The sequence below is a fragment of the Reichenbachiella sp. genome, from assembly GCF_039969095.1.
Classification (GTDB): domain Bacteria; phylum Bacteroidota; class Bacteroidia; order Cytophagales; family Cyclobacteriaceae; genus Reichenbachiella.
Window position 1 is genome coordinate 616076 of the sequence record NZ_JBDVOL010000010.1, and the last position, 21600, is coordinate 637675.

Annotated in this window: 23 protein-coding genes; 8 read left to right on the top strand and 15 right to left on the bottom strand. The window is 39.3% G+C overall.

Going from position 1 to position 21600, the window contains the following annotated elements; all coding sequences use genetic code 11:
• The first annotated feature begins 102 nt into the window (after positions 1–102).
• The 4 genes from ABJH98_RS05885 to ABJH98_RS05900 all read left to right on the top strand — a co-directional run bounded on the left by ABJH98_RS05885 (position 103) and on the right by ABJH98_RS05900 (position 4902).
• Positions 103–384, top strand: coding sequence for an ATP-dependent Clp protease adaptor ClpS (locus ABJH98_RS05885; protein ID WP_348306707.1), 282 nt, complete (start codon positions 103–105; stop codon positions 382–384).
• An 8-nt stretch (positions 385–392) separates the two neighbouring features.
• On the top strand, positions 393–1010 hold the full coding sequence (gene recR / locus ABJH98_RS05890) for a recombination mediator RecR (protein WP_348306708.1): 618 nt from the start codon (positions 393–395) through the stop codon (positions 1008–1010).
• Between the two features lie 195 nt (positions 1011–1205).
• The gene (locus tag ABJH98_RS05895; RefSeq protein ID WP_348306709.1) at positions 1206–2399 is read left to right on the top strand and encodes a pyridoxal phosphate-dependent aminotransferase; all 1194 of its coding nucleotides are present in this window, start codon (positions 1206–1208) and stop codon (positions 2397–2399) included.
• Positions 2400–2559: 160 nt separating this feature from the next.
• On the top strand, positions 2560–4902 hold the full coding sequence (locus ABJH98_RS05900) for a response regulator (protein WP_348306710.1): 2343 nt from the start codon (positions 2560–2562) through the stop codon (positions 4900–4902).
• Here the strand turns inward: ABJH98_RS05900 and hemE are convergent.
• Both hemE and ABJH98_RS05910 read right to left on the bottom strand, forming a co-directional pair.
• Positions 4899–5930 carry a uroporphyrinogen decarboxylase gene (gene hemE / locus ABJH98_RS05905; protein WP_348306711.1) on the bottom strand — a complete coding sequence of 344 codons (1032 nt, stop codon included), beginning with the start codon at positions 5928–5930 and terminating at the stop codon, positions 4899–4901. The genes ABJH98_RS05900 and hemE overlap by 4 nt on opposite strands.
• Before the next feature lie 132 nt (positions 5931–6062).
• A complete protein-coding gene (locus ABJH98_RS05910; RefSeq protein ID WP_348306712.1) occupies positions 6063–6746 on the bottom strand; it encodes a hypothetical protein in 684 nt (227 codons plus the stop codon).
• Between the two features lie 146 nt (positions 6747–6892).
• On the opposite strand from ABJH98_RS05910, the gene ABJH98_RS05915 reads away from it, so the two are divergent.
• From ABJH98_RS05915 to ABJH98_RS05925, 3 genes are read left to right on the top strand one after another with little or no spacing between them, the layout of a single operon-like run.
• Positions 6893–7684, top strand: a complete 792-nt coding sequence (locus ABJH98_RS05915) for a YHYH protein (protein WP_348306713.1) — start codon at positions 6893–6895, stop codon at positions 7682–7684.
• 49 nt (positions 7685–7733) lie between these two features.
• On the top strand, positions 7734–8351 hold the full coding sequence (locus ABJH98_RS05920) for a membrane-binding protein (RefSeq protein ID WP_348306714.1): 618 nt from the start codon (positions 7734–7736) through the stop codon (positions 8349–8351).
• Positions 8323–8988 carry an SCO family protein gene (locus ABJH98_RS05925; protein WP_348306715.1) on the top strand — a complete coding sequence of 222 codons (666 nt, stop codon included), beginning with the start codon at positions 8323–8325 and terminating at the stop codon, positions 8986–8988. Before ABJH98_RS05920 ends, ABJH98_RS05925 begins: the two co-directional genes overlap by 29 nt.
• A 20-nt stretch (positions 8989–9008) precedes the next feature.
• On the opposite strand, the gene ABJH98_RS05930 is transcribed toward ABJH98_RS05925, so the two are convergent.
• From ABJH98_RS05930 to ABJH98_RS05955, 6 genes are all read right to left on the bottom strand, one after another.
• On the bottom strand, positions 9009–9614 hold the full coding sequence (locus ABJH98_RS05930; protein WP_348306716.1) for a fumarylacetoacetate hydrolase family protein: 606 nt from the start codon (positions 9612–9614) through the stop codon (positions 9009–9011).
• Positions 9615–9887: 273 nt separating this feature from the next.
• On the bottom strand, positions 9888–10430 hold the full coding sequence (locus tag ABJH98_RS05935) for a hypothetical protein (protein ID WP_348306717.1): 543 nt from the start codon (positions 10428–10430) through the stop codon (positions 9888–9890).
• Between the two features lie 123 nt (positions 10431–10553).
• Complete coding sequence (locus ABJH98_RS05940; RefSeq protein WP_348306718.1) at positions 10554–11189, bottom strand: DUF2306 domain-containing protein; 636 nt, start codon at positions 11187–11189, stop codon at positions 10554–10556.
• Between the two features lie 123 nt (positions 11190–11312).
• The gene (locus ABJH98_RS05945) at positions 11313–12041 is read right to left on the bottom strand and encodes a metallophosphoesterase family protein (protein WP_348306719.1); all 729 of its coding nucleotides are present in this window, start codon (positions 12039–12041) and stop codon (positions 11313–11315) included.
• Between the two features lie 3 nt (positions 12042–12044).
• Positions 12045–13091, bottom strand: coding sequence for an ACR3 family arsenite efflux transporter (arsB, locus tag ABJH98_RS05950; RefSeq protein WP_348306720.1), 1047 nt, complete (start codon positions 13089–13091; stop codon positions 12045–12047).
• Between the two features lie 180 nt (positions 13092–13271).
• A complete protein-coding gene (locus ABJH98_RS05955; protein WP_348306721.1) occupies positions 13272–14531 on the bottom strand; it encodes a DEAD/DEAH box helicase in 1260 nt (419 codons plus the stop codon).
• A 279-nt stretch (positions 14532–14810) separates the two neighbouring features.
• Between ABJH98_RS05955 and ABJH98_RS05960 the strand changes: the two genes are divergently transcribed.
• The gene (locus tag ABJH98_RS05960) at positions 14811–16061 is read left to right on the top strand and encodes a Glu/Leu/Phe/Val dehydrogenase dimerization domain-containing protein (RefSeq protein WP_348306722.1); all 1251 of its coding nucleotides are present in this window, start codon (positions 14811–14813) and stop codon (positions 16059–16061) included.
• Between the two features lie 143 nt (positions 16062–16204).
• Here ABJH98_RS05960 and ABJH98_RS05965 read toward each other — a convergent pair whose 3' ends face one another.
• From ABJH98_RS05965 to ABJH98_RS05995, 7 genes are all read right to left on the bottom strand, one after another.
• The gene (locus ABJH98_RS05965) at positions 16205–16831 is read right to left on the bottom strand and encodes a hypothetical protein (protein WP_348306723.1); all 627 of its coding nucleotides are present in this window, start codon (positions 16829–16831) and stop codon (positions 16205–16207) included.
• Positions 16832–17053: 222 nt separating this feature from the next.
• Complete coding sequence (locus tag ABJH98_RS05970) at positions 17054–18151, bottom strand: polysaccharide lyase family 7 protein (protein WP_348306724.1); 1098 nt, start codon at positions 18149–18151, stop codon at positions 17054–17056.
• Positions 18152–18287: 136 nt separating this feature from the next.
• On the bottom strand, positions 18288–19217 hold the full coding sequence (locus ABJH98_RS05975) for a hypothetical protein (protein WP_348306725.1): 930 nt from the start codon (positions 19215–19217) through the stop codon (positions 18288–18290).
• A 181-nt stretch (positions 19218–19398) separates the two neighbouring features.
• The gene (locus ABJH98_RS05980) at positions 19399–20031 is read right to left on the bottom strand and encodes a class I SAM-dependent methyltransferase (RefSeq protein ID WP_348306726.1); all 633 of its coding nucleotides are present in this window, start codon (positions 20029–20031) and stop codon (positions 19399–19401) included.
• 10 nt (positions 20032–20041) lie between these two features.
• Complete coding sequence (locus ABJH98_RS05985) at positions 20042–20287, bottom strand: hypothetical protein (RefSeq protein ID WP_348306727.1); 246 nt, start codon at positions 20285–20287, stop codon at positions 20042–20044.
• 328 nt (positions 20288–20615) lie between these two features.
• Positions 20616–21026 (bottom strand): hypothetical protein, encoded by a 411-nt coding sequence (locus ABJH98_RS05990; RefSeq protein ID WP_348306728.1) that lies wholly within the window; start codon positions 21024–21026, stop codon positions 20616–20618.
• A gap of 21 nt (positions 21027–21047) precedes the next feature.
• On the bottom strand, positions 21048–21482 hold the full coding sequence (locus ABJH98_RS05995; protein WP_348306729.1) for a HEAT repeat domain-containing protein: 435 nt from the start codon (positions 21480–21482) through the stop codon (positions 21048–21050).
• Positions 21483–21600 lie beyond the last annotated feature (118 nt).

Consider the following 21600-nt stretch of genomic DNA (forward strand, 5'->3'; position numbering starts at 1 on the left):
GCGATTTTAATGACTATTGTATTTAAGGAAATTTGTAATAATTATCTTTGTTCAGATTTTGAACGCAGTTATTATTGTAAACTGGATTAAAAGGTAAAAATTATGTCTTGGCAATTTGAGGAAGAAGAGCTAGTAGATGTATTAGAAGACGAAAAGGAAGACGAAGGTCGAACGCTTGTGGTTTTTAATGATGAGGTCAACTCGTTTGATCACGTAATTGACACATTGATCAAAGTGTGCAAACACGAACGTGTACAAGCGGAGCAGTGTACTTATATCATTCATTTCAATGGGAAATGTCAAGTCAAAAAAGGCAGCTATGAGAAGCTGAAACCCATGAAAGAAGGAATCTTGGATGCTGGGATAAACGCTGTGATTAATTAAATAACTGAATGGAATTTCCAAGTGAATTGATAGAAGAGGCGGTAAAGGAAATTTCCAAATTGCCGGGTATAGGAAAAAAGACGGCACTTAGACTGGCGCTTCATTTACTCAAAGAGCAGGAAGCCACCACAGAAAATCTAACCGCTTCACTAACTAGATTAAGAAAAGAAACCAAATACTGTGGGACATGCCATGTGATTTCTCACACGACAGATTGTACCTGTCGAACAATCAGCAGAGATTTGTCTGTCATTTGTGTGGTTGTGGATACACCCGATTTATTGGCCATTAGAAGTACAGGGCAGTATCAGGGCATGTTTCATGTGCTCGGTGGAGTGATTTCCCCAATTGAAGGAATTGGACCTGAAAATTTGCATATCGATTCCCTAATAGAACGCATAAAAGCATCCGAGGGTGAAGTGAAAGAAGTGATTTTAGCTTTAAGCGCCACAATGGAAGGAGATACCACTTGCTTTTATATTTCTAGAAAATTAGAAGAGACAGGAGTCAAAATTTCAACGATTGCCCGAGGTATTCCAGTAGGAGGAGAGTTGGAGTATGCCGATGAGGTGACCTTGGGGCGCAGTATCGTCACCCGAACCAATTATTCTTCAGGCCAAATCTAGTATTTGGTTTGTCACTTTTACGTGACGCATTTCGAATCTCATAGAAGAACCTACACTTTGCTGTAGTATATTTCAGTAATTCTTTAGATTTTTGAACATATTTTAACGTAGATGTTAAAATTTTTAATCTGATTGCTGTGCGATTGGCTTTTAGCTTATCTACTTTTGCGCATATTATTTCAAGAAAATCAATCAATGGAACACTTATCGGATAGAATCAAAAACATGGCAGAGTCTGCCACATTGGCGATGGCTGCTAAAGCTAGAGAATTCAAAGAAAATGGAATAGATGTGATCAGTTTGAGTCTGGGAGAGCCAGATTTCAAAACACCAAAGCACATTCAAGAAGGAGCTAAAGAAGCCATTGATTCTGAAAAATATTTCGCTTATCCACCAGTCAATGGGTATGCCGATTTGCGACAAGCGATTTCTGATAAGTTCAAAAATGAAAATGGTCTAAATTATACAGCTGACCAGATTGTAGTTTCTAATGGAGCCAAGCAGTCGATCGTGAATGTCATGATGGCATTAGTGAATCCAGGTGATGAAGTAATCGTACTTTCTCCGTATTGGGTAAGCTATACTGCGGCTATAGAATTGGCTGAAGGAGTGCCAGTATTAGTAAAAGGAGGGATCGAAACCGATTTTAAAGCCACAGCCGCACAAGTCAAAGCTGCTTTGACAGATAAAACTAAAGCTATTATCTTCTCTTCACCTTGTAATCCTACAGGGTCTGTATTCACAAAAGAAGAGCTAAGTGCCATAGCTGATGTGTTGAGAGGAACTGACGTCACAGTCATTTCGGATGAAATCTATGAACATATCAATTTTTCTGGTGCGCATGCGAGTATTGGTGCACTTCCAGGTATGATTGATCAAACAGTCACGATCAACGGAATGGCGAAAGGATTTGCCATGACTGGATGGAGAGTGGGATATATTGGTGCACCTACTTGGATAGCTAAGGCATGTGCTAAAATTCAGGGTCAGGTTACCTCTGCGAACTGTAGCATTGCTCAAAGAGCAACAGTGACTGCCTTGACTTCTGACCTGGGACCTACCAAGGCTATGACTGAGCAATATGGCAAGAGGAGAGAGTTGGTTTTTGGATTGTTGAATGATATTCCTGGTGTGAAGACTAATATGCCTCAAGGTGCATTTTATTTTTTCCCAGACGTAAGTAGCTATTTTGGAAAATCTGATGGATCTACCACAATCAAAAATGCGAGTGACCTTTGCATCTATTTGCTTGAAAAATCCCACGTTTCCTTAGTGACTGGAGAAGCATTTGGTGATCCTGATTGTGTGAGATTGTCGTACGCAGCTTCTGAGGAAAATCTAAAAGAAGCGCTTAAAAGAATCAAAGAGACGCTGGCTAAATTAAGCTAGTTTCAAATTGGAAAGAGGATTGTGGTCTATAGCAATCCTCTTTTTCTTTCTCTTATTCCGTTGATTTAGTTAGTTTTATCACTTGATGATATCTGGCTGTAAACTAACTTCTTATTTTAACTCCCTGAGCCATTTAAAGCACATTATTTTAGCTTTATTGATGTTTGGCTGTTGGGTGTGCGATGCACAAGAATTGCCTAGAGCGCAGAAAGGTATCCTCGATTTGAGAAACTGGGAATTCCAAAAAAATCAACCCATTTCACTTGCAGGTGAATGGGAATTTTACTGGGAAAGAATCCTTTATCCTGCCGATTTTGAATATCTGGAATTACCAGAAACTTATCGGGAATTTCCTAAACTTTGGAAGGGGGATGTGGTCAACGGCGACACGATTATTTCAGAGGGATTTGCTACCCAGCGATTACAAGTCATAGTCAATTCAGTGACGCCAGAATTGGCCATTACCATTCCTCACTTTTACTCTTCTTATCTACTCTTTTTGAATGGTGAATACCTCGGATCGAATGGTCAGGTAGGTATGCATGAAGTAACGTCTAAACCTCATTGGCAATACATGACCAGGGAGTTTAAAGTTACCTCAGACACGCTCGAAATCGTGCTACAGATTTCAAATTACAAACATTCTCGAGGTGGAAGTTTTTACGATATCAAATTAGGGGAAAAAGTAAAAATGCAGACCATTGAAGGTCGAGAAAAAGCTTTTGATTTGATCATGTCTTCAAGCTTATTTTTTATAGGACTTTTTTTTATGGTTCTGTTTTGGTTTGGCAGGCATGAAAAGCAGATTCTGTATTTTTCACTTTTTTGTCTTTTTTACAGCTACCGATCGGTAGGGTCAGGAAGTTACACGCTCCATTCGTTGTATCCTGAGCTTCCCTGGTTGCTTACACTCAAAGCTGAATACATCACCATGTTTATGGCGGGGCTTTTCTTCTCCTATTATTCATATTATTTGTATAAAAGAGAAACGTCTAGATTATTTCTCTTGTTGGTGACCATCATCAGTGGCACGTTTGTTTTGATCACTTTATTTGCTCCGGTAAAATTCTTTACCACTTTAGTTGGGCCATATTCAGTTACCATTTTTATTGGATTTGTGTACATGATGTACACTTATGTCATTGCTGTGGTGAATAAACGGGAGGGTTCATTGATGTCTTTGATCAGCTCTTTTTTATTGTTTTTGGTCATGGGAGCAGTGATTTTGGAGCATTTCGGATTTTTAAAGAATTCCATGCTTTTCTACTTTGTGGGATACCAACAATTTTTCTTTTTTCAATCCATCATACTTTTTTATCGATACAATAGGAAAATAGAAATGGCCAAAGAAAAGGCAGAGTCTGCGGCTCGTTCGCAGTCCGATTTTTTGTCCATGATCTCTCACGAAATTCGAACACCACTAAATGCGGTTATAGGTTTAACCAATTATTTGATTGGTGACAAACCCAAGAAACAGCACGCTGATGACCTGAAAACACTCAAATTTTCTGCCGAACATCTTCATGTATTAATCAATGATGTATTAGATTATAGTAAGCTCGATGCAGGAAAGATTGAGTTCGAAGAAGTTGATGTAAATGTGGTCGAAATGGCCAGAAACATCACCAAAGGGTTTGAGACTAGAGCCAAAGAGAAAGATATCTATTTGAGCTTCTTATGTGATGAAGAAATTCCCAACTACATCGTTTGTGATGGATTACGCTTGAGTCAGATTCTTACCAATTTAATAGGCAACGCGATCAAGTTTACCGACGAGGGTGGTGTGACTTTGAGTTTGAACATAATTGCACAATCCAAGAAAAAAGTATCCATCAAGTTTTCTGTTGAAGACTCAGGAATTGGAATCCCAAAAGAGAAGCTTAAAACAATTTTTGACAGTTTCTCTCAGGCATCTACTTCTACGACCAGAGAGTACGGGGGTACAGGACTTGGATTGTCTATTACCAAAAGAATATTAGACATGCAAAACACGAAAATCAACGTTTTCAGTGTACATGGGCAAGGTTCTAGGTTTTATTTTACTCAAACATTTGCAATCAGCGAGAATCAGGAAAAAGTGACGGAGAAAATATCTGAAGTTCAAAATCAATTAGAAGGAAAGCACATCTTATTAGTTGAAGACAATCCTGTCAATGTAATGGTGGCTAAAAAATTCCTTTCCAGATGGGATATCAAAGTGGATGTGGCTGAAAACGGTCGGGAGGCGTTGGAGAAAACTGCTATTACGGCGTATGACTTGGTATTGATGGATTTGCAAATGCCTGAAATGGATGGCTATACGGCATCAGAAGAATTGCGCAAGAGTGGCTATAAGGTTCCAATCTTGGCTCTTACCGCTTCAGTAATGCTCGATGTAGGGGACCGCGTCTTCAAGTCCGGAATGAATGATTTTATTACCAAACCATTTGATCCAGACGATCTATTCAATAAGATTAAAACACATATTGAGATAAAAGAAGCCTCAGAAAACCAAGTAAGTTAGTTGGCTTTCCAGTTTTTCACGGTCTCAATAAACACCTTTACTTTTTCAGGATTTATGTCTGGGTAAACCCCATGACCTAAGTTGGCGATGTGTCGATGACCGCCGAACGATTCAAGCATCTCTATGGTATGCAATTCAATTTCCTTGTCGGTACTGTAAAGCACGCAGGGGTCTAAATTACCCTGAAGCGTCTTGTCAGGTCCGATCAATCTACGAGTAGGGGCTACAGCCATGTTCCAGTCCAATCCGATGGTTTCACAGTTGAGCTGTCCCATTTGCTTACGAGCGAAATAAGCCCCTTTAGCAAAAACGGTAACTGGTACGATATCTATGGCATCACAGATCTTGGAGATATACTTCAATCCAAATTCTTCATATTGAGAAGGAGAAAGAATACCCGCCCAGGAATCAAATATCTGAACCAAATCCGCTCCACATTTAATCTGCATTTGTAGATACTTGATCGTACTCTCTGTAATCATATCCAGTAGCTTGTGAGAAAGTTTTGGCTCGGTGTAAAGCATTTTTTTTGCTTTGGAAAAAGTCTTGCTTCCTGCTCCTTCTACCATATAGGAGAAAATAGTCCAAGGTGCTCCAGCAAAGCCAATTAGTGGCACGCGGCCATTCAATTCTCGTTTTGTGATCTTGATGGCTTCGGCTACATAGTTCAAATCAGCTTCAGGCTCAGCTATTCTGATTTTCTTCAGATCGGCTTCTGACTGTATGGTATTTTCAAACCAAGGGCCTTTTTTCTCGATCATTTGATAGGGAAGTCCCATGGCTTCAGGAATGACCAAAATATCCGAAAAGATAATTGCTGCATCTACTCCCAAAAGATCCACGGGCTGGATGGTGACTTCGGCAGCTAACTCGGGTGTAGTGGCTAATTCTATAAACCCACTCACACTCTCACGAACCTTTCTGTACTCTGGAAGAATTCTTCCGGCTTGGCGCATCAGCCATACTGGCACTCGTTCAGTTTCTTCTCCTCGGGCAGCTCTTAGTAGCAGGTCGTTTTGTAAAATCATGGGGTGCAAATCTTATCCGGCGGCAAAGATAATAGGGGACGGGAGAAATGGATGGGAGGAAGTGAGAATTTAAAGTAGAATTGATTTCTAAATGTAGATTTTCACATGAGCTTCTAAATGAATTGAAAGCTGCTATCTGACTTTTTTCCAAATAACCAGAGCAACTAATTCAAGATTTGAAGGACTGGTGGAGTTTTCATACTCTTCTCTGAATTGCAATCCTATACTATCACACGCATTAGCTACTAAATCAAAATAATCCTTTTCAATTATGGCTTTGCCGATAGTCTTTTGTGAGTCATAAGTGTAGTTTGGTAAGGCTTTGTATGCAAATACTTTTCCTCCTTCAATCTGATATTCAGAGATCTTATTTGTGACATCGATTCTTTCATACCCAAATTCATAAAGATCCATATCATTTATTTCCTTTTCAGTAACTGTGTACAATACACAATTCATGGATTCTTTTTTTGATTCTGATATATTTAAGTAGATCGTATGGTCAAAGGCTAAAGTGTCATTGTCTTGAATATAGAATCTGTCATATTTTAAATCATCTTCTGTATATACTTGGCTGTCAAAGTTTGAAGTGACATAGTCCCAACTTCTTTGAAAACCCTCCAGGTGCACCAAATAGATAGAATCTTCATAGGTATGTCCGAATACTTCTTCGGTCCGACTTATTGACATAAGCGATCCAAAACCAATCATCCCGACCTTACCTTCAGGGATTACAATCGTGGGTTTGTCTTGAAGATTGCAGCCGCCAATTAGTAGGCATAGAAGAAGGTAAATAAGATTATTTCTAGATAACATGTATGAATGGTTCTTAGCTTCAACGAGGTAAAGAATCCGAAGATAAGTAATGCACTTCACTCTTTCTTGATCAATTCAAATCAATGAGTAGGGTATGTTTTACTTTTCTCGTTCTACTCGTAAGAGAAATATTAAAAATTACTAAAATGAAAAAAACTATTTTCTATATATCAATGATGCTTGGGCTTACTTTTATGTATGCTTGCTCAGACGACGACAACTCAAATGATGATGGCGATGACGAAGGTAATACTGCTGGTGAAGGGGTAGCAACTCCCACTTCCGCATTTGATGAATTTAATTCTGAGGCCGTGACTGTCTCCTTTGATGGTAGTGAAATCACTATCGTATCGAATGCGCTACCGAATCACACCTCTCCTTATTGGTCTGATGACGCGGAATTGTACATCGATCCAATCATCGCAGATGCAAGCGGTATTTCACCGGGTAAAATCACAGAGAGCAGTTATACACTTACGGTATCTGCAAATCCCGAATTAGCTACTACCACAACTGAAACAGGATTAGGAGCGATTGGTATTTCTGTTACAGGTGTACCCATTTATAATCAGTCCGAAGGACCTACAGATGTTACTGAGGGCACGGCTTCTGGGTTTGATTGGGCCGGCGGGCACTCTGGGCCTACAGGTTATCACTATCATATAGAAGCTAGGGATGTACAAGAAACATCACCACTGACAATAGATGATGATGAACTATTGGGTATCATGTCAGATGGATTTTTGATTTATGGCAGAAAGTGTGAATCCACTGGCGATTATCCTTCTGATGGTGATGCGTCAAATGGTCATTTTTCTACTACTCAGCACAGTATTGAGGAGTTTTACCATTATCACATCGTCAATGATATTTATTTAAATACTTATTATTTGTTATTTGGTGTAGACTTACAAGGGACACCGAATAATATCATGTAAAGTCCAATTCACCAATCTCTGAGTTGCTCAGAGATTGGTATTAATTCAAATGAGATACGCACAAATTTTAATCCTGGCACTATTGGTTGGCTGTGATGGTCAGTTGAAAAATGCTAAATCAATTCTTTCAGAGAGTAAGATTGTTGATATTCCTTTAGTAACCTATGAGTTGCAAGAGGTATTTTTCAATAAGAAAAGTAGTCGCTGGCAGTTTCGTGTGAATAACGCTTTGGTCTCAGGGTATATCGTAGATAGATTCAAAAATGGGCAAGATGCCAAACAGATTAGTGTCTATGAAGGGCGAAAGGAAGGAACGCTAAAGACATACTTTCCAAATGGACAATTAAAATATGAAGAAAATTACAAAAACAACAAATTGCATGGTGAAGTAAAACGTTGGTCACAGCAATCTGGCTATCAGCTCATGGCTCATCTGAACTACAAGGATGGGAAACTTCATGGGGAACAGAAGAAGTGGTTTGTGACTGGAGAGCTGCACAAGTTGATGCATATGAAAGAGGGCAAAGAAGATGGAATTCAACAAGCCTTTAGGAAAAATGGAAAACTATATGCAAACTACGAATCGAAAAATGGGAGAGTATTTGGACTAAAAAGATCAAATTTGTGTTATGAATTGGATGATCAACAAGTGGTTTATAAAGACTAGTTTAGTTTGTTGTATGGCGTGGTTGGCTCTGCTATCAAGCTGCTCATCAAATGTTAAAGAAACGACGAGCAGAGTAGATCATTTGCCATTTTACAATGACGCTACTTTTACTCCAAAATGGATTGAACCTTCAGACGTGTCAACTGACTTTCATCAAATCCCGACCTTCTCTTTGACTAACCAACAAGGAGAACAAATCACAGAAAACCATCTGGACAATAAGATAACAGTAGTTGATTTTTTCTTCACCTCTTGTCCAGGTATTTGCCCCAAAATGACTGATAATATGCTGATCGTGCAAGAGACCTTTTCAGAGGAACAAGCATTGCAGATTTTTTCTCATTCAGTGACGCCAGATTATGATAGTGTATCTGTTTTAAAAGAATATGCCAGCCTCAAGGGTGTAGATAACAACAAATGGCATTTGCTCACTGGTGATAGAGACATGATCTATGACCTAGGTAGAAATCATTATTTCATAGAAGAGAATTTAGGACTTCAAAAAGACCCTGCGGATTTCATCCATACTGAAAATTTTCTATTAATAGATCAAAACAGAAGAATTCGAGGCATATACAATGGCTTGAGCAAACCTGCCATTCGTCAACTGATAGCAGATGCCAAGACTTTATTGTAAGCCTTGGCATTTATATCTCCCTATTTTACTTCAAATTCCAATTTAATTTTGCTCTCTAGTGTTGCTAGTAGATGATCGCCAGATTTAACCAATCCTACGCCGTGTGCTGGAGTGCCAGACAAGATAATGTCTCCTGGATTCAATGTCATGTACTGAGAAACATGCGCGATAATTTGAGGCAAGGTGTAAACCATGAGTGATGATTTCCCGGTTTGCACACGTTCGCCATTCAGATCCAATGCAAAATTGATTTCTTCCACAAATTCTGAAAGAGGAATAAACGCTGAAATAGGGGTGGCGCCGTCGAATCCTTTGGCCAAAGCCCAAGGCCCTTTGTTTTCTCTGCTTTTAGCCAGAACATCCTTCGCTGTGAAGTCGATCGCGATAGCAACTGCATCCACATGATTCATAGCATCTGCTTCGTTGATGTTCTTTCCTGATTTAGAAATTCTAAAAGCTAACTCTACTTCGTATGCCACTTCGTTGGATACCGCAGGTATCTCAAAAGGAGCATTGTCTGTAAGTAGCGTAGTTTCTGGTTTAGTGAAAATGATCGGCGCCCATTTCGGTGACGGCATTTCCTCTGGTGTGTTTACGTAATTTTTTCCTATTCCAACAATGGTCATGATATTGTATTTCTATTGATTTAAAAACAAAAATAATTGATTTTTATATCACCGTTATCGAGCACGGTATATTAAATATTATATTTCACCGACTATTGAAATCTGACTGATCCAGAACATTCAAGATAAATTTTGGGCAAAGAATTAAGAGACCAGAAAAATGCTTGTGGAACAGAACATCATTCTGCCTGCTAGGCGGGAATTGTAAATGACCGTATTACACGCATATTCCTTCCAAAATACGGATTACAGCACATCCAAGTACTGTTTAAGCTAGAGCATATAAGCTCTTAAATATCCAATAGTGATTAGCAAAGTATGAATGATTAGAAAGAGGTGAATCCAAATCATTTTAGGGGATTTGATCATGAATATCGTAATAACTAAGAGACTAGCAGCCCCTATGATATACGGACTCATATTTACATCTGACAATACAGCTATTTCATAAACCATGAATGCAGTCCAAGGAATGAAAATCTTTTTCCTATGATCGATCAGGTATGCTTTTAAGTTTTTGTTGCTGTGTTCGTTGGGGAACATTTGGTACGTCATAAAAGTAAACAAGGAAGGAGGTACCACTACAACCAAAAGAAACATGAGGGGGTTGGTCACCGCTTCATAATGCTCTGGAAATCTATTCGCCCAGTACACATTTACGATCAGTAAAAATACATTGATAGTCAGAATAATGTATTCCCAATATATCGCAGTGGCTTTGGTATTTGCCATTTCGGACCACTTAATCAAAATTCTACTCACGATGAGTCCATAAAGGATGGACTCAAATGCCAAATAGTATTCACCTACTCCCATGCTCCAAATTGTCTGATTTGCCTGTGTTTGACGAAGTGCCCACACAAATTAATAAAGCACTAAAGTAGCCGAATCACCACAAACTGCAAAAGCTTGTGTAGCCCTTCTTGTTGGTAGCCACAGTTAAGCCTTTATTAATTGTTTTCTCCATACCAGCCAGAATTCTAACATCACAAGAGGGTAAACCCAACATATCCACTCATAAACGGTTCTTCGCATTGTGTCATTCTCTATAAAATTAAAAATCCCGATTACGTCGTTTATTTCGGGCAGTAAGCGAATAAACATGAATGCCAGACCACAAACATAACTTCGAAGCATATATTCTTTATGACGAATAATATTGTGTTTTCTAATAAATATAAATGCAGCAATTGTGGTGTAAAGCCAGATAGCCGCCAATAAGCCAAGTGAAGGAATTGCACCGGGTAAAGTATAAGTGGTCGCTAAGAGAACGTATACTGTAAGTGCTGAAACAATAGAGCCAATTATATAAAATCTCCCAGCGAACCTATGAAATCCAGGAAACTTATTACGAATAAGTGGAATAAATTGTAGCGGACCAATAAACAGAGTGAATGCGGCAAAACCAAAATGGGCAATAATCCACCATTTAAACCTTAGTCTTATTTTACTAAGTTCACTTTCATCTCCAAATAAGTAGAAACTGGTATCTCTTTGATAATAATAAACAGAAAAGTAGAGGACAAAAATTAAGATTAGGTAAATCCACCAGGTATTTTCCTTTTTACTACTCATACACTCAGATTGTGGCCAACATTTGAAAATATGCAATGCACTAGAAACGCACTGCATCATTATCAAATTTAATCGATTTATAAATCTAACTTATGAATTGATAACTTGAATTTGACTGGTCATTTATTTAGCGATCCGCAAGGCTTCGGCGAAAGCATGATCAAATTCGCTCTTCTCGACGGCATTTGCGGCTTTCTCCACGTCATAGGCTGCTCTTTTAAAAGTGACTGCAAGGGTGTCTGGATCAGAAGAAGAGGTAGATTGACTGAGCTCTACTAGAGCATAACAAATGCTAGGATCACCATCTTTAGGCTTACCCACGGAGCCAATGTTTATTACATGTTTGAAAGCATCCCCGTCTTGAATGACACGATGAAAAGGTTTGTGTGTGTGACCGCATAAAAGAACATCTGCCTGCTGTGATTTCATCATTTCTAAGACTTCGTCCTCTGGATAATCCACGACCATATAATCATTAATAGCTTTTACGCTACCATGAACCATCAGGAGATGAAAAGGTTGATGGTTAATGACAAATGATAAGGACAAATGCCTGGGAAGGTTGATGAGATAATCTCTGTTTTCAGCACTCACCAAAGATCGAGTCAATGTTCTATTGGACAATGCTGCTTCTTTGGAGATGGGATCTAGTAAAGCTTCATCATGATTTCCCATGATGGTAGGGATGCCTCTTTTCTGAATTTCATGAACCACTTCATTTGGCCAAACATTATAGCCTACCAAATCACCTAAACAATAAACGGCATCTACACGTTCTGAATCCAAATCTTTGAAAAAAGATTCAAGGGCAGGTAAATTGGCATGAACATCTGAAAAAAAAGCAATTTTCATTTTTTAGGCTTTTTGTGTGTCGTAGTACTTCTTTTTGAGCCAAAAGGAGACTTTCACTAATAAAATAAGGGCAGGAACTTCCACCAAAGGCCCAATGACTCCAGCAAAAGCTTGTCCTGAGTTCAAACCGAAAACCGCAATCGCAACAGCTATCGCCAATTCAAAATTGTTTCCAGCTGCTGTAAAAGCTACTGAAGCTGTTTTGTCGTATGTTGCTCCCATAGCCTTGGTAAAGAAAAAACCAATGACAAACATCAATGTAAAATAGACAAGCAAAGGAATGGCAATAATTAACACGTCCATTGGAATTTGAACAATCAATTCACCCTTTAAAGAGAACATAACCACAATCGTAAATAGAAGAGCAATCAAGGTCATGGGTGAAATGGTAGGAATGAATTTTTGTGTGTACCAATCTTCACCTTTAAGTTTGACTAAAAGCAATCGACTGAAAATTCCCAGTAAAAACGGAATACCTAAATAAATAGCTACGCTTTCAGCTATGGTTGCAATGGAGATATCCACAATCGCTCCTTCAAAACCAAAGTAGGGTGGAAGAACGGTGATGAAAATCCAGGCATAAAAACTATAAGCAAACACTTGAAAAATACTGTTCAAGGCTACCAAGCCAGCACCATATTCGCTGCTGCCTTCAGCCAGGTCGTTCCAAACCAAAACCATCGCTATACATCGAGCCAACCCAATGAGAATAAGACCGACCATATATTCTGGATAATCTCGTAAGAATGTGATGGCCAAGACAAACATGAGCACCGGACCAATGACCCAATTGAGAATGAGGGAAATAGAAAGGATTTTGGTGTTTCTAAATACTTTCGGCAAAAGCGCATAATTCACCTTAGCCAAAGGCGGATACATCATAAGAATCAAACCAATCGCAATTGGAATGTTGGTTGTTCCGCTATTGAACGAATTAATGATATTGGGAAATGTCGGAATGAAATATCCAATACCTACACCTATTGCCATTGCTACAAAAATCCAAAGTGTTAGATTTTTGTCTAGAAAGCTTAATTTTTTTGCTGCCATTATTTAATGATTGATTTGAATGCACCTGTTGAAAGTACCAATGTAATATTGCAATATTACGATGAATATCTATGTGTTCAAAACATAATCTAGAATTGAAATCAAGAACTTATTAAATTAAGTGCTCAAAAAATCAGAAAAGCGATAACAATCTGTATTCCAATCGATGTGAAGTAGGTTTTACCTTCTCCTGCGACCACCACCACCGCCACCAGATTTTTTACGATTGGCGAAAAACTCCTGCTTGCGACGCTGCTTTTCTTTATTCCACTCTTTCTTCTCAGCCTCAGTCATCGGCTTTTCGGTTTGTGGGAATGGGTTTTTGTGGATGACCTGCAGCGTAGTTTTGGTCAGTTTTTCTATGGCTTTGATGCGTTCGTTTTCTTCTGGTTCGCAAAGCGAAATGGCATTTCCAGCTTCACCTGCCCGGCCAGATCGACCAATTCTATGTACGTAGGTTTCTGCTTCTTCGGGTACATCGTAGTTGATCACATATTTGAGTTTGTCGATGTCGATGCCTCTGGCAGCGATATCTGTAGCTACCAACACTCTGATATGTCCTGCTTTAAAATCCTTCAAAGCTTTCTGTCTTTGGTTTTGCGCTTTGTCGCCATGAATGGCAGCAGATTTAATTCTTTTATTGTGCAGCTCTCGAGCAATGCGATCAGCACCATGTTTGGTTCGGCTAAAAACCAAGACCTGATCGATCTTTTGGTCTGTCAGGATGTGCAGCAACAATTTCTTCTTATCTGTACGATTGGTATAGAACAGGAACTGCTGGATCGTTTCCGCTGTGGATGACACCGGATTGACTTCTATTTTCTTCGGATTGGTCAAAATCTCATTGGCCAACTTAAGAATGCTTTTAGGCATTGTAGCTGAGAAGAAAAGCGATTGTCTCTTCTTGGGCAGGTAGGTGAGGAGTTTCTTCACATCATTCACAAATCCCATATCGAGCATACGATCCGCTTCGTCCAATACGAATATTTTGATCTGGTCTAAAGAGATATAGCCTTGGCTGATCAAGTCCAGCAAACGACCAGGTGTAGCTACCAATACATGTACGCCTCTTTTGAGTTTGTCGACTTGAGAACCTTGCTTGACACCGCCAAAGATGACGGTATGTTTCAAGTTGGTGTATTTGCTATACAGTCTGATGTTGTCATCAATTTGAATGGCCAATTCACGAGTAGGCGTCACGATTAAAGAAAGCAATTGTGGTTTACCACCTGTTCCACCTTCCATTTCATGAATGCGCTGAATGATAGGAATGGCGAAAGCCGCTGTTTTTCCTGTTCCTGTTTGTGCGGAACCAAGTACGTCATTTCGATCCAAAACCAGGGGTATGGCTTTTTGTTGGATGGCTGTCGGTTCTGTGTAATTTTTATCTTTGAGCGCCTTCAAAATCGGCGCAATGAGGGGCAATTCGTCAAATTTCATATAATGCAATAAAGTGCTGAAATGCACTTTTGGCATTTCTCTGAGGTGCAAAGGTAGGCATAAGTAGAACTAAACAATGATTATCTTAAGAATTGATTTTTTGATAAGCCAAATGCGTTAATGGACGCTGCATTTGTAGAAGCTATTTAGAAAGATAGCCTGTTTAAAAGAAGGGTTTCAATCTCCTAATAGTACAAATTAAGCTCCGGATATTTTCTTGTAATTGTAGACGGAAATTCACAAATTACTAGAGAGATTTAACTTGAACAAACTAAAATTATGTTAGAAGAAAGCAAATACTACTTCAACAAAGCCGCTGATGTAATAGGACTGGAAACTTTAGGACGCAAAATTTTGGCTACTCCATTTCGGATAGTAAAAGTTGAAATTGTGACCGACAAGGATGATGGTAGTTTCAATCACCACATTGGTTTTCGGGTGCAGCACGACAATTCACGAGGTCCTATGAAAGGTGGACTCAGGTATCACCCAAGTGTAGACGAATACGAAGCAGAAGCACTCGCTTCACTAATGACTTGGAAGACTGCAGTGGTCAATATTCCCTATGGCGGTGCCAAGGGCGGTGTAAATTGTGATCCTGAGTTGTTGTCCGAGAAAGAATTACACGATATCACTCGGACATTTGTAGGCCACATCAAAGAAGTAATAGGTCCTAAACTGGATATTCCAGCACCTGATGTCAATACCAATGCCAAAATAATGGGTTGGATCATGGACGAATATTCCCAGCATTATGGGTTTTCGCCAGGCGTAGTGACAGGCAAGCCTTTACATTTATTTGGTAGTGAAGGTAGGGAAGAAGCTACTGGCCGTGGGGTGATGATTGCACTTGAGCATGCTTTGAAAGACAAAAAAATGTCGTTTGAAGGATTACGTGTGGCTGTCCAGGGCTTTGGTAATGTAGGTAGTCATGCTTCGAGATTAATTGCTGAAAGAGGTGCAAAAATTGTCGCTGTAGGAGATCATAAAGGTGGAATTCAAAATCCCGATGGTCTTGATACTATCAAATTGAGTGAGTGGGTAAGAAAAAACCGAACCGTAGCTGGATTTGATGGTGGAGATGCTTTTGAAAGCTCAGAAGTGCTAACCTGGGATTGTGATGTATTGATACCTGCTGCGCTTGGTGAAGTATTGACGAAAGAGAATGCCAAAGATGTTCGTGCAAAAATTATTGTAGAAGCGGCCAATGGTCCAACCACGCCTGAGGCGGATGAAATATTCTTCAAAAATGATATTTTGGTGATTCCTGATATATTAGCTAATGCGGGTGGAGTAACGGTCAGTTATTTCGAATGGGCTCAAAATATTCAACAGTTTAGATGGGAGTTGGAACGAATCAAAAATGAATTGTACCAAACCATGACCAAAGCGTATAAAGATGTATCTGATATAGCCAAATCCAAAAAAGTGGATATGCGTACGGCTGCCTTTGTATTAGGGATAGGACGTGTGGCAAGGGCTACTATGTCAAGGACTCATATGTCTAGTGCTCAGTTTGATGAATATTAACTAAATGTCATGGGGCACAAGGTGGTATCCTTGTGCCTTTCAACGATAAACCAAGGCTTAGACTGATTTTATTCAATGAATGCTGCTTGAAGTAATGACGTCGACCCACCCGATAGTGGCGAAGCTGAGAAAGAGTAATTTATTTATAGACTGTTAGCCATAGCACTTTTTAATTTTTCATTAAGGCTGCTTATGTATGCTTTTCTTTTGACAAGGTCATTCATGCTGGTCTCAAATGTTTTTGTGTCGGTCAATTTTGGAAATGATAGCTTACCTTTTGCAATTGAATAGGTAATAAGAATATTGAAATAATTGTACGTCAAAATTAACTTTTGAATGTAATCCGTTCCTGTAACCTTAAATCCAATACGCTCGGCGGTTCTTTTATTAATGATGTAACTGGTTCCACGAACTTTTATGTTTTCAGTCTTATCATCCTTTGCTTGAATCAGGTTCAAAAGTCCATCCAAATACTGTTGAATAATCAAATTCGTTCTCTGTTTCCCATTCAAATTTTTGTCAATGACAAAAACGTAATCGAACAAGGTTCCACCATGAATTTTTATTACTCCATTGCTCGGTTTTTCACTGATGAAGAGCAGGGAGTGATAGCGCAGTTTTCCGCTTTGTTTAGCAGAGGGCATATCGATAAACGGTGCGATGATGGACAATACAAGCGAAAAGGATAAAATCCCAAGTAGATAAAAGTCAATCATCCAAGAAACCCAGACAGACAAGAGAATGACTAAAAGGGCGACAAAGCCAATCAAAAGTTGAATTTGATTTTGTTGCCTCTGGGATTTACTATAAAATCGATGTGTCAATTGCTATCTTAAGTTATTGGTGACGACCATGAATGGGCTGTGTGCTCTCACTTGATGGCAGCACTAAAATAGAAAGGTTTGTTGGTTATTCTAAAGTTTGTAAAAAGCACTTTCTTTTACGTCAGTTGGCGGTTTGTTAAATATCACTCCAATAAACGTGGTAAAGCATTAGTCATTTTTGGTAAAATAACCTTTGTTTGATACTGCAGCATCGCTCACTTCAATCGTCGCTTCTTTTAACCAAACTTCGGCATAGTTTCCATCTTCATATTGTTTTTGAATATCTCCACCGTGCGTTTCGGCACCAGAACACCAGTTTCTGTTGACTTCGGGCGATTTCCCATTGGTTTGATTGTATGAACCCAGTTTGAAAAATAGACCTTCTTCGGCATAAGCATTTTCGCGTTCTACGCCGTCTTGACCTATAGGCACAAATAACTTTTGAGTTTGTTCTGGGATGTCCGCTGTAGTAGTGTACTCAGATTCGATGAGGTTTTTTGTAAATGTTTTAGTCTCATGTCCAGCACTGGTAAACTTTAAATTCATCATACCATCCTTCACTTCGATTTCATAACTCAACTCTTCGCCCAGTGCAATACCATCCTCTGGTTCTTCTGGGTAAGTATTTTCATCAGATCCTACGGTAGAAAAGTCATAACCCCAAACAGCGGTAGAATAATCCCATCGACCAGAATTGTCGTCGCCGGCAGTATTGATTTCATAATGCCAAAAAACGGATCCTTTGGAATGACCAGGGAATTTCTTGTAAAATATTTTGAGCGGTTCGTTTTCATGTCCATCCGCACTATGAATCTGACCAATCACCACGGCATGTGAAGCCGCTACGCGAGCATCACCAGTAGCGGAGACATTCATTACTTTCACTGTGGCTGTCATTTTAGCATCGGTCATTGGCGTCCATTTCTTTAGCTGAGCCAATTCGGTTCTTGTATTGTTCGATGTGCCGTGGGTGTCTCCTGCATTTGGCGCTTTGAATACGATCCAATGCTGAGCACTATCAGCTCCAGTGTCTTGTGCTGTATAGAAGAAATCTGGATGCGCAAAGTTGTTGGCAATGCCAGCATTAGCGCCATCTCCTAATATCAAATTCCAATGATCAAAAAATGGGATGACATCACTCGCGTAAACGGTTTTTTGAATTTCCGTATCCTTTTCTTTAGAAGGGGTAGAGCAGCTATTGAGTATTAATGCAAAACCAAAAATCAAGAATAGTGATAGGGTGGTGTCAATTGTGTTTTTCATCATTCTAGCGATTGTTTTCAAAATTCTTTCGGTTTTTAGTTCAAGTTTCAAAGTAATCAATATCTATTGATTTAATGTATGTACCAATTTATTTTCGGTTTTAAATTTGCTCCAGTAGGAGATTATTTGAGAGTGGTTCTTATTGATCCAGTATCCAATTGATCAGTTCTCCAGTTTCTACGATAGACCAACTATGCGGATGTCGTTCATTGTTTGATCTGACACCTCTGTTTTCAGTTGGGATGTATTCCGTTTTGGTAAATCCTGCGTTTATTAATGTTTTCGATAATTCTTTAATTAGATAGGCATTGGTCTGATCAAAATCGGCCATTCTGTGCTCTTTCCACCAAAGTGAATCGGGTTCTGTATACAATCTGATTTTAGTGTTTTTCAGGTTATTGATGTTCTTTATGCTACTGGTTTTTAAGGTGAAAACAGAAAACGCTTCATAGGCAGTTAAGCTCTGGTTTGGATTGCCAAATCGATCTCCCAGCATTTTTATGATCCAATTACTTTCTTGAACAGACACTTCCGAAAAGTTGCGCTGGAGGTTCTTTTCTGAGCTGAAATATAACTCGGCCAAATCTATGGGTGAATCCACAATGAAGATCCCTTTTGGTGTTAAATTGAGCTGTTCATTTTTGGTCAAATAATCACCAACTAACAGCGCCACATCTCCACCACTTGAAAATCCGCTAATGTATAGGTGGTCAGTAGGAAGATTGTTGGTCGTAAAAATCTTCTGAATTGTTTCGGACAACTCATTCAATTCGTTTTCCTCAAACCATAGTTTTTTGTTCAGATTAGAATAGACAATGGCAATTTGATTGGCCTTGGCTTTTTCCAGTATTTTAAATTCTCTTTTGATATCCTTAGCCATCTCAGGATATCCACCAAATAAGACTAAAACTGCTGTCGGTTTCACATTGGGTCGATGCAGCTCATAGTCATCAGTAGAAATAACTTGATATGTTACCTTTTCAGTCGTTGCAACTTCTTCCTTGGTATCACTTGGCTTGCAAGCATGGAACGCTATAAGGATCAATAGTAGGATGGGGAAGGATCTCATGGATGTGCTTTTTTATCGAGTTTTTGATTTTTAGTCACAATTACGCTTCGCCTGACTGCCGTAGGATAAGCTAAACTTGCACCGGCAGGGTAGGTTACGTCTGGTAAATGTCCGTAGGCTTGGTCGATCAATTTTTATAAAAGTATCTCATCGCCACAGTCTTTGCAAATAGCTCAGTTGTTTATGGATGATGGTATTTTGTGCTGGCTTTTACTTGCTTCTGGCATTTGATCATGTAGAACGGGTAATTTTCATTTACTTCTGAAATTTCGAATAGGCCTGATCCAGCAAATTCTTCTTCAATCGTTTCTTTATCGTAGAAAAACATTTTTACTCCGCCAAACATCTCGAATCTATCTTTGCCTATACAAGTGCCTTGCCCATAAGTCTGAGCACTTTTGGTGATTGTGGTAAAAACCATTATGCCATGGTCAGATAGCTGCTTATAACAATCCTGAACAAGCTTTATTCTTTCGTTCTTATCCAATAGGTGTATGAGCGCGTGACAATATATTCCGTTGTACAGGTTGTTGTCAAAAGGCATTTCGGTTGCAGAACCGTGATAGATGGTAAGTTTATTATCAAAGTGCTTGTGCGCTAGGTTAATAGCAGTTTCAGAAATTTCAATACCGGTTACTGATATTCCACTTTCTACAAATATTTTGGCGTTCCGTCCGTAACCAATGCCTGGAATGAGAACATTTTTCACTCCACGGTTTACAAATATATTTTTTACCAGAAAACTTGATTTAGCAGGATCCAAGCCCCACATTTCATGTTTGTCTTTAAATGCTTCTTCCCAAAATTCACTCATATCCTACATGTTAAACACAAACTTTGTCCTCTAGTAGGTCACAGCTAAATCCTTGTTGTGACAATTCGGCTTTGATCCAATTCGGATGGGCTAGATCTCCAGCAATTCTTAAAACGGTATGTCCACAGGGGTAGGGTTTATTCGTTTCATTTAGATCAAAATGAAAGGTGAGTTGTGGAAACTGGTTGTTGAGGTGGTCAAGCGTTTTTTTGGATTGTGCTTCGGTCTGAATATCAGTTATAAATACGTGTATCATGATAAACTTATATTGAAAACCGTGAAGGTACCGATTTTCGTTTAACGCAACAAAGTTGCATTAATAAGAAGTGTTTTCAACTGCGTAATTGCTTGAACGTACAGCTATCGGGCGTATGTCCGCAGCTAGTGAATGGCACTAAAGTAGTGAAATCTGCCGAAGCTCACAACGGTTCCATATGGCACTGCGTTCCGAAAGTCAAAAATCCTGCGAGCAGAAGTAAGTAGAACGCACTGCTGTATCTCAGCGGCAGATTCACGGTCGAGTTGCACCGAAACCAGCCAGAAAGCACAGAGACATATGCCCGATCAGCGTCTGTTATATGCCTTTAATCTCCGAAAAACTTGTATTCCACTTGCAGTTCCCCGTCGATACTGTCAGTTGTTGGCTCGAAAGTTACGAAGCACAAAGTTGAATACCAGTCAGCATTATATTTAAAATCCACACCCCCAGGAGTTAGTTGTACTGTTCTGTAGATTGTTGAGTCGTTCACGCCAAAAGTGAAAGTTAGACTGTCGGATATGTTCCCATGTACTTCAAGAAGAAGCCCGTGGATGTGTTTCTGGTCATCTCTAGCTTGGATTTCTACGGTTTGAGTTCCATGAAGGTCATCCAGTTGGTGAGTTCTGGATGGGATAGGTTCCATCCCGAGAAAAAAGAACAAGTAAGCAAATCCAAAGAAAGCTAGAATGCCAGTTCCGGCGATTAGAGAAATTATGATGATGATTGATTTCTTCATGAAGTCACGGCATATCGCCTGTTAGCTGTTGCCTTTCCTTTGCAGTTCGTTATCCCAATTCTCTAACCTTTTTGTTGCGTACTTCGAGATTATATCGTTAGAGGTTTCAGATATCTCTTTCAGGAAGTTCTTGGCTTCAGTTGTTCTAATGTCAGCTAATGCCCAAGTGCATTTTCGAGCAAGTCCAAAGGAATCATCATATTTTAAATATTCGAAATCTTTGAATGTTGTTTCTTTAAGAACTTGACAAGTTTTAGGGTCTTTTGCTTCTTGAAGCAACCTCACTATGTCTTCATGTTTGAAGTGAAAATCTTCGTTCAAAAGGTCAATCAAGTCATCAATGAATTCGCCAATTTCAGAGAGTTGGTAAAGTGGCATTAAAGATTCTTCAACCTCATAAGGTTCTCTCGATAGCAAAGCAGTTCTAATATTGTTATGGATTTCGTGATTCGTCATTCCAGAGTAGTAACAGCTAACCCAAGCTATGAGGAGTGGGAATTAGAAAGCACTAACCTCTCTTCTCGCACATAGCCACGCCTTGATTTAAATTTAAAACTTGTGGCGGACTTTCCAA

Bases quoted from the DNA above. Each gene is read 5' to 3' on its own strand.
- ABJH98_RS05885 (WP_348306707.1), top strand. From the start codon at position 103: ATGTCTTGGCAATTTGAGGAAGAAGAGCTAGTAGATGTATTAGAAGAC.
- recR (WP_348306708.1), top strand. From the start codon at position 393: ATGGAATTTCCAAGTGAATTGATAGAAGAGGCGGTAAAGGAAATTTCC.
- ABJH98_RS05895 (WP_348306709.1), top strand. From the start codon at position 1,206: ATGGAACACTTATCGGATAGAATCAAAAACATGGCAGAGTCTGCCACA.
- ABJH98_RS05900 (WP_348306710.1), top strand. From the start codon at position 2,560: ATGTTTGGCTGTTGGGTGTGCGATGCACAAGAATTGCCTAGAGCGCAG.
- hemE (WP_348306711.1), bottom strand. From the start codon at position 5,930: ATGATTTTACAAAACGACCTGCTACTAAGAGCTGCCCGAGGAGAAGAA.
- ABJH98_RS05910 (WP_348306712.1), bottom strand. From the start codon at position 6,746: ATGTTATCTAGAAATAATCTTATTTACCTTCTTCTATGCCTACTAATT.
- ABJH98_RS05915 (WP_348306713.1), top strand. From the start codon at position 6,893: ATGAAAAAAACTATTTTCTATATATCAATGATGCTTGGGCTTACTTTT.
- ABJH98_RS05920 (WP_348306714.1), top strand. From the start codon at position 7,734: ATGAGATACGCACAAATTTTAATCCTGGCACTATTGGTTGGCTGTGAT.
- ABJH98_RS05925 (WP_348306715.1), top strand. From the start codon at position 8,323: ATGATCAACAAGTGGTTTATAAAGACTAGTTTAGTTTGTTGTATGGCG.
- ABJH98_RS05930 (WP_348306716.1), bottom strand. From the start codon at position 9,614: ATGACCATTGTTGGAATAGGAAAAAATTACGTAAACACACCAGAGGAA.
- ABJH98_RS05935 (WP_348306717.1), bottom strand. From the start codon at position 10,430: ATGGGAGTAGGTGAATACTATTTGGCATTTGAGTCCATCCTTTATGGA.
- ABJH98_RS05940 (WP_348306718.1), bottom strand. From the start codon at position 11,189: ATGAGTAGTAAAAAGGAAAATACCTGGTGGATTTACCTAATCTTAATT.
- ABJH98_RS05945 (WP_348306719.1), bottom strand. From the start codon at position 12,041: ATGAAAATTGCTTTTTTTTCAGATGTTCATGCCAATTTACCTGCCCTT.
- arsB (WP_348306720.1), bottom strand. From the start codon at position 13,091: ATGGCAGCAAAAAAATTAAGCTTTCTAGACAAAAATCTAACACTTTGG.
- ABJH98_RS05955 (WP_348306721.1), bottom strand. From the start codon at position 14,531: ATGAAATTTGACGAATTGCCCCTCATTGCGCCGATTTTGAAGGCGCTC.
- ABJH98_RS05960 (WP_348306722.1), top strand. From the start codon at position 14,811: ATGTTAGAAGAAAGCAAATACTACTTCAACAAAGCCGCTGATGTAATA.
- ABJH98_RS05970 (WP_348306724.1), bottom strand. From the start codon at position 18,151: ATGATGAAAAACACAATTGACACCACCCTATCACTATTCTTGATTTTT.
- ABJH98_RS05975 (WP_348306725.1), bottom strand. From the start codon at position 19,217: ATGAGATCCTTCCCCATCCTACTATTGATCCTTATAGCGTTCCATGCT.
- ABJH98_RS05980 (WP_348306726.1), bottom strand. From the start codon at position 20,031: ATGAGTGAATTTTGGGAAGAAGCATTTAAAGACAAACATGAAATGTGG.
- ABJH98_RS05985 (WP_348306727.1), bottom strand. From the start codon at position 20,287: ATGATACACGTATTTATAACTGATATTCAGACCGAAGCACAATCCAAA.
- ABJH98_RS05990 (WP_348306728.1), bottom strand. From the start codon at position 21,026: ATGAAGAAATCAATCATCATCATAATTTCTCTAATCGCCGGAACTGGC.
- ABJH98_RS05995 (WP_348306729.1), bottom strand. From the start codon at position 21,482: ATGACGAATCACGAAATCCATAACAATATTAGAACTGCTTTGCTATCG.